This is a genomic window from Demequina pelophila, assembly GCF_000971175.1.
In the GTDB taxonomy this organism is placed as follows: domain Bacteria; phylum Actinomycetota; class Actinomycetes; order Actinomycetales; family Demequinaceae; genus Demequina; species Demequina pelophila.
The window spans coordinates 227,595-240,339 of the sequence record NZ_BBLY01000004.1 but is presented as its reverse complement, the minus strand read 5'-3'; the positions used below and the strand labels follow the sequence as shown (position 1 = coordinate 240,339).

At 73.0% G+C, this 12,745-nt stretch carries 10 protein-coding genes and 1 tRNA gene; all 11 read right to left on the bottom strand.

The genetic code is table 11. The annotated features are described in order from the left end of the window. Positions 1-76 precede the first annotated feature (76 nt). Positions 77-1,123 carry an ABC transporter substrate-binding protein gene (locus tag AOM03_RS06820; protein WP_062379652.1) on the bottom strand — a complete coding sequence of 349 codons (1,047 nt, stop codon included), beginning with the start codon at positions 1,121-1,123 and terminating at the stop codon, positions 77-79. Positions 1,124-1,333: 210 nt separating this feature from the next. Then, positions 1,334-1,966 carry a GntR family transcriptional regulator gene (locus tag AOM03_RS06815; RefSeq protein WP_062379650.1) on the bottom strand — a complete coding sequence of 211 codons (633 nt, stop codon included), beginning with the start codon at positions 1,964-1,966 and terminating at the stop codon, positions 1,334-1,336. 187 nt (positions 1,967-2,153) lie between these two features. Further along, a complete protein-coding gene (locus AOM03_RS06810; protein WP_156157669.1) occupies positions 2,154-3,389 on the bottom strand; it encodes an ROK family protein in 1,236 nt (411 codons plus the stop codon). Between the two features lie 5 nt (positions 3,390-3,394). After that, positions 3,395-4,657 (bottom strand): lycopene cyclase family protein, encoded by a 1,263-nt coding sequence (locus AOM03_RS06805; protein ID WP_062379646.1) that lies wholly within the window; start codon positions 4,655-4,657, stop codon positions 3,395-3,397. Between the two features lie 220 nt (positions 4,658-4,877). Beyond that, positions 4,878-6,851, bottom strand: coding sequence for an NAD(P)/FAD-dependent oxidoreductase (locus AOM03_RS06800; RefSeq protein ID WP_082092219.1), 1,974 nt, complete (start codon positions 6,849-6,851; stop codon positions 4,878-4,880). A 254-nt stretch (positions 6,852-7,105) separates the two neighbouring features. Then, positions 7,106-7,178: transfer RNA gene (locus AOM03_RS06795), tRNA-Arg, on the bottom strand. A gap of 170 nt (positions 7,179-7,348) precedes the next feature. Further along, on the bottom strand, positions 7,349-8,335 hold the full coding sequence (locus tag AOM03_RS06790; protein WP_062379644.1) for an aldo/keto reductase: 987 nt from the start codon (positions 8,333-8,335) through the stop codon (positions 7,349-7,351). A gap of 139 nt (positions 8,336-8,474) precedes the next feature. After that, the gene (locus AOM03_RS06785; protein WP_062379643.1) at positions 8,475-9,233 is read right to left on the bottom strand and encodes a C40 family peptidase; all 759 of its coding nucleotides are present in this window, start codon (positions 9,231-9,233) and stop codon (positions 8,475-8,477) included. A 168-nt stretch (positions 9,234-9,401) separates the two neighbouring features. Beyond that, positions 9,402-10,082, bottom strand: a complete 681-nt coding sequence (locus AOM03_RS06780; protein ID WP_062379641.1) for a metal-dependent transcriptional regulator — start codon at positions 10,080-10,082, stop codon at positions 9,402-9,404. Then, positions 10,079-11,413, bottom strand: coding sequence for a UDP-glucose dehydrogenase family protein (locus tag AOM03_RS06775; protein ID WP_062379639.1), 1,335 nt, complete (start codon positions 11,411-11,413; stop codon positions 10,079-10,081). Before AOM03_RS06775 ends, AOM03_RS06780 begins: the two co-directional genes overlap by 4 nt. A gap of 127 nt (positions 11,414-11,540) precedes the next feature. Beyond that, positions 11,541-12,737: a mannose-6-phosphate isomerase, class I gene (gene manA, locus AOM03_RS06770; protein ID WP_062379638.1), complete on the bottom strand. Its 1,197-nt coding sequence runs from the start codon at positions 12,735-12,737 to the stop codon at positions 11,541-11,543. Positions 12,738-12,745 lie beyond the last annotated feature (8 nt).

Genomic DNA, 12,745 nt, shown 5'->3' with positions numbered 1-12,745 from the left:
GGATGAGGGGGGGAAGGCGGACGACGCCGGGGTGAGGTCCGGGGCCGCGGCGCGGCACGCCGCGGCCCCGGTCTCACTACTTGAGGGCGGTCAGGTCCGGGACCTCGGTGAGCGTCCCGTCCGTCACGGCAAGCTCGGCCTGCAGGTCGACCGAGGCGGCGTCGATCTCGCTGGGCCAGCCCGGCAGTCGCACGGCGTTCGCCGTCTCCTCGTCCATCCGGGTGTAGGTCAGCACGATCGCGCGGACCTCATCGGGGTTGTCCGTGGCGTACTCGAACGACTTGGCGAGCGCGGCCTCGAAGCCGGCGACCGTCTCGGGGTTCTCGGCCGCGTAGTCGGACGAGGTGAAGTACTCGGCGATCATGAACGTCGGGCTCATCGCGAGGAAGTTCGAGCCGATGCTCACCAGATCCTGGTTCACACCCGCGGTGCGGAAGGGCTCGACCACCTGGCCGGCGTCGATGTCACCCGCCAGGATCGCGGGAACGATGTCCGGGAACGGCAGCTCGACGTAGGTGATGGTCGAGGGGTCGCCGCCGTCGTCGCGCACCATCTGGCTGATCGTGGCGGTGTTGACGTTGGCGAGCGCGTTGACGCCCACCTTCTTGCCCTCGAGATCCTTCGCGGTGGAGATCCCCGAGTCGGCCGGGGTGAGCACCGCCGCCATGTCCTCCTCGGTGCCGTTGGTCGAGGCGCCGGGGCCGACCGCCTCGAGGCCCACGCCGGTGGCGTTCGCGAGGATCAGCGAGGTGACGTTGCTGAAGCCGAACTCGTAGTCACCCTGGCTGACCGACGGGATGATGAAGGAGCCGCCCTGGGCGAGCTCGAGCGTGAGGTTGAGGCCCTCCTCCTCGAAGAACCCCTGCTCGACGCCCAGGTAGATGGGGGCGACGTCGAGGATCGGGATGAGGCCGACCGTGACGTCGACCGGCTCCATCATCGCGTCGTCGGTCTCCGCCGGCTCGGTGGTCGAGTCGGCGGTGTCGGTCGCCGCCGGGGCGGCGTCGTCGGTCGCCTCCTCCTCGGAACCGTCGGAGCTGCACGCGGTCAGCGTGGCCAGGCTCATCGCGGCGACCGCCGCGAATATCGCACGCATGCGCGTGCTCGGGGACTTCGTGGTCATCTGCTCTCCTCCTTGAAAGCGACCGCTCACCGGCGAGCGGTGTGGCATTCCTCACGCTAACAGCATTGGCGACAATTTTGTAGCCGATTTTGACAACGACTTGGTCACGGCCGTCGGAGGGGTGCTCGGGGGGTGCGCGGAGGCCACACGTGGGCGCTCGAAAGCGCCGCGGGAGCCTCGAAGGAGCGCTCGGCGACCCTAGAGGAGCGCTCAGCGCCCCTCGAAGGTGCGCAGCACGTCGATCACGGAGCCGATGTGCTCCCGCATCGCCTGCTCCGCACGCGCGGGGTCGCGCGAGACCACGCCGTCGATGATCGCCAAGTGCTGGTCGAGCGAGACCGCGGGGCGGCCCGGCACGCGCGAGAGCGCGAACTGGTGGCGCACCATCTGGCCGTGGAGGCGCTCGATGATGCGGTTCGCCTTCCCGTGGTGCGCGATGTCGCGGAGGGTCGCGTGCAGGCGCCCGTTGAGCTGCCCGTAGGTGACCACGTCGCCGGTCGCGACCGCGACCCGCATCGCCGCACCGATGGTCTCGAGCTCCGCGGCCTGATCGTCCCGCACCCGCTCCGCCGCGCGCCGCGCCACGAGCCCCTCGACCACCTGGCGGACCTCGCTGATCTCGACGGCCTCGTCGATGCCGATCTCCCGGATGCGGGCGCCGCGGTTGCGCTGACGCTCGACCAGGCCGTCCGCCTCGAGGGACTGGAGCGCCGCGCGCACGGCGAAGCGGCTCGCCCCCAGGTCCTCGCACAGCTCGGCCTCGACGAGCCGCTGGCGCGGCGCGAAGTCGCCCCGCAGGATCGCGGCCCTCAGTTCTTCGAGCACGCGCTCATCCGACGCCATCGTCGCCTCCCCCTGCGGCCCCGAGGGCCGCCGCCAACATCACTGACAATATTGTAGACAATATTGTCGCAAGGACGGTAGCGGCGCGGGCGTGGCGTCGACACGGCGGCCGATGGTCACGCCCCGGTCGCCGCCGGGGCCGTCCACCGCATCGGCGTCCCGGGCCGACCACCGCATCGTCGCCCGGCTAGAGGTGCGGCACCACCGTCGGGTCGTCGAAGAAGCCGGCGAATCCGTGCCGGGCCGCGCCCACGAGCCCGGCCCGCGGACCCAGCAGCCCCAGGCTCAGCTCGACCGGCGCAAGGGCGCCGGTGCGCGGCGCGAGCTGCATCTGGATGCCGGGCTCGATCCACCGCGCGAGCGAGCCCAGATACCCGCCCAGCACGATGTGCGTGGGGTTCACCACGTCGTACACCGAGCGCAGGGCCGCGCCCAGGATGTCGCCCGCCCGGATCGCGACGTCGATCGCGCGCTTCTCCTCGCGTCCCAGGCGGGTGCGCAGCTCGTCCATCGCGGCGGCGGGCCCCGCATGCTCGTAGGTCTCGGTGAGCCGCGCCGAGGCCGCGAGCGCCTCCGGCCCCACGTACGCGGTCAGGCACCCCGCGGCGCCGCACGCGCACGGCCGGCCGCGCCAGTCGACGGTCACGTGCCCCAGCTCGCCCGCGAAGCCGCGGCCGCCGCCCAGGATCCGGCCGCGCGAGACCACTCCCCCGCCGATCGCCGCACCTCCCTCGAGGTAGAGCATCACCGACGGTCGCGGGGCGGGCAGCGCGGCGTACTCCGCGAGGGCCGCCGCGCTCGAGTCGTTGACGAGCGTGATGGGGATCTCGCGCGGCGCGCCCGCGTCCCGCATCAGCCGCACCAGGTCGAGGTGCCCCCAGCCGAACTGCGGCGAGTCCGCGACCCGGTTGTCCGTGCTCACCGGCCCCGGCACGGTCACCACGCAGGACACGAGCACGGCCTCGAGCTCGGCGGCCGTCGCCATCGCCTCGCCCAGCCGCGCGACGAGCAGCGGCGCGAGTTCCCCCGTGAGGGCCCATCCGAGCGCGAGGTCCTGGCGGTCCGAGGAGAGGAGTCGCCCGGTGCTCGTGTGCAGCTCGCACGTGACGCGGGCGCGCTCCACCCGGACGGCGAGCACCAGGCAGCGGTCGTCGGCGGGCACGATCATCATGCGCGGGCGGCCCCGTGCCCGCGTGTGCGGCTCGGTCTCCTGCGTGACGAGGCCGCGGGTCTCGAGGTCCTCGACCAGGTTGAGGACGGTCGCGGGCGCGAGCCCCGCGTCGCGCTCGACGTCGCGCCGCGCCACGGGGCCGCGGTCGCGCAGCATCCGCATCACGATGCCCAGGTTGTGCGCGCGCGTGGTCGCGGCGTCCGCGCCGCGCTCCGCGGGCGTCCGCACGTCGCCGGAGACGGGCCTCACCATGGTGGTCACAGCGTACGGCGCCGCGCGGCCACCGCCGCGCGCCAGGCCGCGGGCACGAAGCCGGGCAGTGACGCGATGACGAGCGCCTGCTCGCGCGGCGAGGCCTGCTCCTCGAGGAATCGCAGCACCCGCGCGGGCGGGTTGCGGCGCCACAGCGCTCCGAACACGTCCCGTGCGCCGTCCGGGTTCCGGTGGACGATGCGCAGCAGCGCCCCGTCGAGGACCCCCGGCCAGCGCCGGGGAGACGTGGCATGCGCCGGGTCGCGACCGGCCGCGAGCGCCGCGGCGATCGCCTCCGCATGCCGCTGCATGCGGGCGAACCCGTAGCCCGTACTCGCGCGCACGAGGCCCGCCCGCGCGCCGACGGGGACCAGCGGGCCGTCCGCCACGTCCGGCGGGCGCCGATGCAGGGGGATGGTCCCGCGCTCCTCCCCCGCCTCCTCCCACGTGCCGGAGCCCTGGGCGCCCAGGCCCAGGACGTCGCGGACGTAGGCGTGGAGGTGCGGCCGGTGCGGGGACGGCGCGCTCGCGCCGAACGCGTACACCGTGCGCTCAACGAGCGCCGCCCGCGCCGAGGTGGGCAGCACGTAGACAAAGGCCACCCCGTCGGCCTGGTCGGTACGGAAGTCCATGAGGGTGACCGTGTCCCGGTCGAAGACGTCGCGCGGAGCCGTCACCCTCACGCCGTGGAAGTCGAGCCGCGCCGCCGCTGCCTGGCCGGCAGCGAGCCCGGCCGCTCCGCCCGCACCGCTCCCCGCGCCCACCCGTGCACCCATGTCCCGCCCCAGGCCCACGCTGTCGAACACCCACCGGGCCCGCAGGTCGACCCGCGCCCCGGCGGGGTCCTCGATCACCACCTGCGCGCCGCCGCCCGGCCCCTCCGGCACGGCCGACAGCGCGCGGCCCCGCACCCGCCGAACCCTCACCCGGCCGGCGCGCTCGGCCCGGGCCAGTGCCGCATCGGCCACCGATGCGAGCCCCTCCCCGCCGATCGCGCGGTACGCCAGCGGTGCGAGCGGCCCCTCGCGTGCCCAGCCCTCACCGGCGAGGCGGACGCGGGACCACGAGCCGGACGCCGCATCGTCCATGGGTCCGCCTCCGGCGGACCACCAGGCCCAGGCGCGGTCCTCGAGCGGCGCGGAGCCGTCCTCGACGAGCGCCAGGCTCCCGGCCCAGCCGGAGCGGGCGAGCGCCGCGGCCAGGGACAGCCCGGCGGCGCCGGCGCCCACGATGGCGACGTCGACGCGCTCGGGCCCGCGCTCCCCCACGGCTCCACGCTACGTCCCCGCGCCCACCCTGGACACTCCGCACGGATTGCGGCGCGACACCCCGGCCTCGGGACGCGGAACCGGGCCAGCGCGCGGCGTGTCGGACTCGAATCCGTGCGCAGTGTCCGGGGGCGGGGTGGGCGCGGCGTCCGGGAACGGGACGAGGCCCGGGGCTTGCGCCCCGGGCCTCGCCGGTCGGTCGGGGTCGGAACCCGTCGGGTCAGGACTCGGTGCGAGCCTGGTCCGCGACGGTCTCCGCGCCGGGCACGGCCTCCTCGGCGCCGATCGAGCGCGCCAGCTGGAAGCCGCCGTGGACGGCGGAGAGGATCGAGTCGGCCTCGACCGCGTCGCCGATGACGGAGACGTCCACCTTGCCCTCGAGCTGCGCGAGCAGCTCGTCGTTCGGGGTGTAGCCCGTCGCGATGATGAAGGTGTCGGCCTCGAGCGAGCGGACCTCGCCGGCCTGCTCGTAGGTCACCGCGTCCGCGCCGAACTCGTTGACGCGCGCGCCGGTGATGAACTCGATCTGCGAGTCCTCGAGGAGCTGCTCGAGCGCGAGCTCGTTGTTGCGGCAGTGCTCGACGGTCGCGAGGATCGTGTCCGCGGCCTCGATGACGGTGACGGAGTCCGCGGTCTGGGCGCACATGGCGGCCGTCTCGCAGCCGACCAGGCCCGCGCCCAGCACCACGACGCGCTTGCCGTGGGGCTTGGCGCCGGTGAGGACGTCGTTCGCCATGGCGACCTTGGCGCCGTCGATGCCCGGGATCGGGGGCACGGAGTGGCGGGCGCCGGTCGCTAGCACGACCTTGTCCCAGCCGCCCTCGGCGATCTCCTCGGCGGTGCCGTCCTTCATGGTGCGGACGGTAATGTTCGCGCGGTAGACCTTGTTGACCAGGTGGGTCGCGTAGTCCATGACGTCCTGCTTGAACGACGGGCCGCCCGCCGCGAGCAGGGTGCCACCCAGCTGCGGGCGCTTCTCCCACAGCTCGACCTCGATGCCGCGCTCGGCGGCGGTGAGGGCGAACTCCATGCCGCCGGGGCCGCCGCCCAGGACCAGCGCGCGGGTGGGGCGCTCGACCGGGGTGATGGGGTTCATGTCCTCGGCGTAGCACTGCGGGTTGACGGCGCACACGTAGTGGCCGCCCTTGAAGCCGGCGAACAGGCACTCGTTGCAGCCGATGCACGGGGTGATGTCGTGCGCGCGGTTCTCCGCGACCTTGTTGACCCAGTGGGGCTCGGCGAGGGCGCCGTGGCCCAGGCCGATGATGTCCGCCTGGCCGTCGGCGAGGGCCTTCTCGGCCACCGCGGGGTTGTTGAGCTTGCCGGTCGACAGGACCGGGACGGAGACGACCTTGCGGACCTCGGCGGCGAGCCAGGCCTGCGTGGCAGCGGGCTGGTAGACGGTGGGGATGGCCTTGTACCAGGCCTCGTAGCAACCCATGTCGACGTGCAGCGCGTCCACGCCGGCCGCCTCGAGCATGCGGGCCATCTCGAGGCCCTCCTCGAGCTCGCGGCCGCCCTCGACACCGTGGAAGGGGGTGAACTTGTACAGGACCGGGAAGTCGGGGCCCACGGCCTCGCGCACCGAGGCGATGACCTCAAGCGGGAAGCGCAGGCGGCCGGCGAGGTCGCCGCCGTACTGGTCCTTGCGCTTGTTCCACAGGGCCGAGGAGAACTGGTCCATGAGGTAGCCGCCGTAGCCGTGGATCTCGACCGAGTCGGCGCCGGCCTCCTTGGCGATGCGGGCGCCCTCGCCCATCTTCACGACGAGGTCCTCGATCTGCTCGACGCTCAGCGGCTTGCACATGAGGCCGGGGAACCAGTACGACTCGACCTCGGAGGCGGCCAGCGGCGCGACGGCGTCAGAGAAGGGCAGCTGCATGCGTCCCAGGCCCGGGGTGATCTGGATGCAGAGCTTCGCGCCGTGGCGGTGCATGCGGTTCGCGATCTCGGCGAGCTGCTCCTTCGAGCGGTCCGTGCCGATGATGTTGCACGCCTTCTGCTCGTAGGCGGTGGTCACCTGGTTGGCGCCCGTGATGATGAGGCCGAAGCCGCCCCTGGCGCGCTCCTCGTAGTAGCGGATCGAACGCTCGGAGAACGAGCCGTCCGGCTCCGTGGTGGTGCCCATGGGGGCCATGAAGACGCGGTTGCGCAGCGTCATGGAGCCGATCTGGGTGGGCTCGAGCAACTTCATTGCGGTGCCTTTCTGTCGGCGGCGGCACGCGTGGGATCAGCGGGCGTCCTCGCCGGCTCCCAGCGGCATGCGCCGCGAAGTTGTGGTGCCTCCATCGTTGAGCGACACGTGTCAAAGTTAGGCGGACCTTCGTCCCGGGTGGCGCGGCCGTCGCGCGCCCGGCCGACCGGGTGGGACGCCGACCACGAGGCGCCAGCCAGGGCGGGGAGAGCGGGCACCTCCCCGCGAGGGCGACGTGCGTGAGGTCAAAGGAGTGCGCCTGGACAGATTCGAACTGTCGACACCCGCTTTAGGAGAGCGGTGCTCTATCCCCTGAGCTACAGGCGCGTGAAAGGGACCGCACCAGGGTACCGGCTGACGCCGTAGGACCGGAAAGCCGCCGCCCGTGAGCCCGTCAGCGCGTGAGCCCACGCGGCCGCTAGAGCGAATTGTGTCACCTACGCGCGGGAATCACGCCTGAGAGAGCGAATCGTGTCGCCAGGCCGGCAGCACCAGCCTCAGAACACGTCGTGCACGTGCTCCCGGCAGTACTCCTCGTAGATCTCCTCGAGCCGCGCCAGCGCCTCGGGCGCCAGCTCCGGGAACTCCGCCGCCTCCGCGTTCGCGCGCGCCTGAGACGGCTTCGAGGCGCCCGGGATCATGGTCGCCACGCCCATCTGCGCGAGCCACCCGAGCGCGAGCTGCGACGTCGCCCACCCGGCAGGGGTCAAAGCCGCCACCTCACGCGCGGCCGCCACGCCCACCTCGAAGGGGATGCCGGAGAACGTCTCGCCGATGTTCATCAGCCTGCCGTCGCGGTTCCACGTACGGTGGTCCTCGGGCGCGAACGTGGTGTGCTCGTCGTACTTGCCCGACAGCAGCCCGGACGCGAGCGGCAGGCGCGCGATGATCCCGACGCCGCGCTCGGCGGCCAGCGGCAGCACGCGCTCGAGCGGCTTGCGCCGGAAGATGTTCACGATGATCTGGATGGTCGCCAGGTCCGGCTGCTCGAGCGCGGCCAGCGCCTCGTCCACGAGCTCGACGGACACGCCGAACCGCGCGATGCGGCCCTCGTCCACCAGCACCCGCAGGTCGTCGAAGACGCGCTCGTCGGAGTACACGGGCGTGGGCGGGCAGTGGAGCTGCACCAGGTCGAGCGTCTCCACGCCCAGCAGTTCGCGCGAGCGATCCGTCCAGCGGCGGAAGTTGTCGAGCGTGTAGGCCTCGGGCACGTGCGGTTCGGCGCGCCGGCCCATCTTGGTGATGACCGTGAACTCGTCGCGGTCGCCGCGCTCGGCGAGGAACCGCCCGATCGCCCGCTCGGACCGGCCGTCGCCGTAGACGTCCGCGGTGTCGAACAGCCGGGTGCCCGCATCGGCGGCCGCGGCGAGCACCTCCTGCGCCGCCTCGTCCCCCACGGTGGCCCAATCGCCCCCGAGCTGCCAGGTCCCCAGACCCACCAGCGAGATGTCACGTCCCAGCCTCGGCACCGTCGTCGTCCGCATGGGGACGAGGCTAGCGCCCCGCGCCCACCCGGGGACGATGCGCCGGCGACCCGGGCGCGAAGCCCGCCGCCGCATCGTCCCCGGGAAAGCAACGAGGGCCGCCACCGGAACGGTGACGGCCCTCGCGACGCGTGACGGGTCAGGTGACGCGGATGTAGATGGGGTTCGACTGCCAGATCGAGCGGAACTGGATGGTCTTGCCGGGGCGCGGCGCGTCGATCTGCAGGTTGGGGCCCGCGTAGATCGCGACGTGGCCGGGGCTGACGATGATGTCGCCGGGCTGCGGGTTCGAGACCCGGGTGCCCACGCCGTAGTAGGCGCCGGACGAGCGCGGCAGCGAGATGCCGTGCTGTGCGAAGACGTAGGAGACGAAGCCCGAGCAGTCGAAGCCGGACGGCGAGGAGCCGCCGGAGACGTAGGGCACGCCCTGGAACTGCGCGGCGGTGGCGACGATCGCGGAGCCGTTGACGGCCGCGGCGACGTTCGACGACGGCGCGGACGGCGCCGTGGTCTGGGCCGGGGTCGACGCCTCGGTCGAGGTGGACGTCGACGTGGACGTCGAGGTCGAGGTCTCGGACGTGGTGGAGCGGGTGTTGCCCACCGTGGTGGTCGGCGCGGAGACCACGACGGGCTCCGGCTCGGGCTCCGGCGGCGGGGGCGGCAGCTCGACGTCGACCGTGGCCGTGTCGATGGTGAAGGCGTCCGCGTCCTGCGTCGAGGTGACCTCGGGGATGTCGGCAAGGTCCGCGCTGTAGGCGTTGGCGGAGATCGTCGCGGCGGTTGCGGTGGTGTCGGTGCTCTCGGCGGTCACGAGCGCGGCCGCGGCCGCGCCGGTGAGGGGTACCACGACGAGCGCGCCACCCGCCGCAGCGGCGATGGCACGCGTCTTGGCACGCATGTATCCGTACTTCAAAGTTTCCCGTTCCTTCCGCGCCTCACGCGCGTCGCTTGCACGGGCCCCGATCCAGTCGCTTGGTCGACCGCATCGTCCTCTTGAGGGGCTCCGTGGAGGGTCGTTCTCGACCCCTCCGGTCCGTCGTTGTTACCGAAAATTTATCAAACGTCGTCAGGAAGGCAAAACGAAGACGTGACGGGCATGCCCGCGACCCAGCGCGACGGGCCCCTCGGGGCCGGTGAGGACCACATCGTCCCCGGCCGCGGCGACCCCCACCGTCGCCCCTGGCAGGACGCCCGCGGCGACCAATCCGGCCAGCGCATCGTCCATCGCCTGGAGATACTCCCCCAGGCGCACCACTGTGACGCTCGTCACACCGGCGTCCGCGAGCTCCGAAACGGGGCGCGGCGCGGGGGTCTGGTCCCCCTCCGCGACGCCCAGCTCGACCAGACCCGGGACCGGGTTGCCGTAGGGCGAGACGACCGGCCCGTCGAGCATCTCGACGATGCGCCGCTCGACCCGCTCGCTCATCACGTGCTCCCAGCGGCAGGCCTCGTCGTGGACGTGCGCGAGGTCCAGCCCGATCACGTCCGTGAGGAGCCGCTCGGCGAGCCGGTGCTTGCGCATCACGCGCGTCGCGACCTCGCGGCCGCGCTCCGTCAGCTCGAGGTGACGGTCCTCCGACACGACGACGAGTCCGTCCCGCTCCATGCGGGCGATCGTCTGGGACACCGTGGGCCCGGCGTGGCCGAAGTGCTCGACCAGCCGCGCCCGCATGGGCGTCACACCATCCTCGATGAGCTCGTAGATGGTGCGGAGATACATCTCCGTCGTGTCGATGAGGTCGCTCACGACGCGTACCGGCCCAGGCCCAGGTACCTCCAGCCCGCGTCGATCCAGCGCTCGGCGGGGAGGCAGTTGCGGGCGTCGATGATCGCCTTGCCGGCGGTGAGCTCCGCGGTCGCGGCCGGGTCGAGCTCGCGGAACTGCTTCCACTCGGTCGCGACGATGACCAGGTCCGCGTCGCGCAGCGCGTCCTCGACCGTGTCCGCGAAGGGCAGCGTGGGCCACACCGCGGCCGCGTTCGCCATCGCCTCGGGGTCGTAGACCTTGGTGATCGCGCCGGCCAGGTGCATGCGGCCCGAGACCTCGAGGGCGGGCGAGTCGCGCACGTCGTCTGAGTTGGGCTTGAAGGCCGCGCCCAGCACCGCGATGGTCTTGCCGCGCAGCGAACCGCCCAGCTCGCGCGTCGCCAGGTCGACCACGTGGTCGCGGCGGCGCATGTTGACCGTGTCGACCTCGCGCAGGAACCCGAGCGACTGGTCCACGCCCAGCTCGCCGGCGCGCGCCATGAACGCGCGGATGTCCTTGGGCAGGCAGCCGCCGCCGAAGCCCAGGCCCGCGCCCAGGAACTTGCGGCCGATGCGCTCGTCGTGGCCGATCGCGTCCGCCAGGTCCCGCACGTCCGCGCCCGTGACCTCGCACACCTCCGCGACCGCGTTGATGAAGGAGATCTTGGTCGCGAGGAACGCGTTGGCGCTGACCTTCACGAGCTCCGCCGTGGGCAGGTCCGTGACCAGGAACGGCGTCTCACGCGAGATCGCGTCCGCGTAGACCTCGCGCGCGACCTCCTCGATGCGGCCCGGCTGGGCCTTGTCGACACCGACGACGATGCGGTCGGGACGCAGCGTGTCCTCCACCGCGAAGCCCTCGCGCAGGAACTCCGGGTTCCAGCCCAGCTGCGCCTGGTCGCCCACCGGCGCCAGCTCGCGCACCCGCGCGGCCAGGCGCGCGGCGGTGCCGACCGGCACGGTCGACTTGCCCAGGATCACCGAAGGACGCGTCAGCAGCGGCGCGAGCGTCTCGATGACCGCGTCGACGAAGCGCATGTCCGCCGCGTTCTCGCCCTTCTTCTGCGGCGTGCCCACACCGATGAAGTGCACATCCGCGAACTCGGCGGCCTCCGCGGCGTCCGTGGTGAAGCGCAGGCGACCCGAGTCCACGTGCTTCTTCAGCAGCTCCGGCAGCCCGGGCTCGAAGAAGGGAACCTCGCCGCGCGACAGGCGCTCGATCTTGGCCGGGTCGATATCGACACCGATCACCTCGTGGCCCAGCTCGGCCATTCCAGCAGCGTGCGTGGCACCCAGGTAACCGGTGCCGAAGACAGACATCTTGAGCGACATGGCGCCCAGCCTAGTTGCTGGATCCTGGGACTTCGCCGCGGGGGACGATGCGCGGGCCAGGTGGGCGCGGCGCCCCGTTCGGGGCGCCCGGGGGGGGGCTCCGGGCCGGGGCTCCGGCCCGGCGGGTCTACCGCCCGTCGGGCTCGGCGACCACGGTCCAGCCGCGCGCGTCGATAGTGAGGTCGCCATCGCAGTAGGGGACGAAGGCGGACTGGCCGCGGGACAGGCCCAGCCCGGTGCCGCCGGCGCGCACCTCGGCGGTGCCGTCCACGGCGAGCACGATGCGCGGTCCGGCCGGAATGGTGGCCCGCCCGCCGCGCACCACGGACAGCGAGAACTCCTCGACCGGCGCCGGGTACCGGGTCACCACGCCCTCCTGCACCGCGTCGACGCGCGGCGGGGGCGTCGTGGTGCCGTCGGTGAGCTCGACCAGCAGGTCCACGTCCACCTTCTTGGGGGTGAGCCCCGCGCGCACGACGTTGTCCGAGTTGGCCATGATCTCCACGCCCACGCCCGACTGGTACGAGTGGATCACGCCGGCGCCGGTGAAGCACGCCTCGCCCGGCTGCAGGCGCACCACGTTGAGCGCGATCGCGACGAGCGCGCCCAGGTCGCCCGGGAACGCGAGCGCGGCGGTCGAGGCGACGCCCAGCCCCTCGGGGGTGCCGAACCGGCCGCCCACCCGGATGAGCGCCTCGAGCGCCTCCGGCGCCTCGGGGTCCCGCAGGACGCGCGTGATGTACTCCTTGAGCGCGACGGCGGGCTCCGTAGCGTCGGCCAGGTCGCGCGCCCAGCGCCGGGACGGCGCGGTGTCGAGCCACACGAGGTCGCGGGCCACCTGCTTGACCGGCCGGAAGCCCGCCAGCAGGGTCATGGGCGTGAGGGCGACGATCATCTCCGGCTTGTGGGAGGCGTCCTTGTAGGTGCGCGCGGGGTCGCTCACGGCGAGCCCGCGGGCCTCGTCCCGCGCGAAGCCGGCGCGCGCCTGGTCCAGGGTGGGATGCACCTGGAGGGACAGCGGCTTGGCGATCGCGAGCACCTTGAGCAGGTACGGCATGCGGTTCCAGCGCGCGGCCGCGGGGCCCAGCATGGCCGCGGGGTCGCGCGCGATGAGCGCGTCGAGCGCCATGGTGTCGCCCGGGAGCATCCCCGCGAGGTCGCGGTCCCACGCGTGCATCGCGGTCGCGGTGGCGGGTGCGGACGCGTGGGCGCCCCACCAGGCCTCGGCGACCGGCGCATCGGTCTCGGGCAGGCCGACGAGCCGCTCGATCACCGTCGTCATGCCCCAGTCGTAGTGCTGCAGGGCGGGCGTGAGACGGTACACGCGGGCCA

What these genes read in the sequence shown, in the direction of transcription:
- AOM03_RS06820 (WP_062379652.1), bottom strand. Translation starts at nt 1,123, where the DNA reads ATGACCACGAAGTCCCCGAGCACGCGCATGCGTGCGATATTCGCGGCG.
- AOM03_RS06815 (WP_062379650.1), bottom strand. Translation starts at nt 1,966, where the DNA reads ATGGCGTCGGATGAGCGCGTGCTCGAAGAACTGAGGGCCGCGATCCTG.
- AOM03_RS06810 (WP_156157669.1), bottom strand. Translation starts at nt 3,389, where the DNA reads ATGGTGAGGCCCGTCTCCGGCGACGTGCGGACGCCCGCGGAGCGCGGC.
- AOM03_RS06800 (WP_082092219.1), bottom strand. Translation starts at nt 6,851, where the DNA reads ATGAAGTTGCTCGAGCCCACCCAGATCGGCTCCATGACGCTGCGCAAC.
- AOM03_RS06790 (WP_062379644.1), bottom strand. Translation starts at nt 8,335, where the DNA reads ATGCGGACGACGACGGTGCCGAGGCTGGGACGTGACATCTCGCTGGTG.
- AOM03_RS06785 (WP_062379643.1), bottom strand. Translation starts at nt 9,233, where the DNA reads ATGCGTGCCAAGACGCGTGCCATCGCCGCTGCGGCGGGTGGCGCGCTC.
- AOM03_RS06775 (WP_062379639.1), bottom strand. Translation starts at nt 11,413, where the DNA reads ATGTCGCTCAAGATGTCTGTCTTCGGCACCGGTTACCTGGGTGCCACG.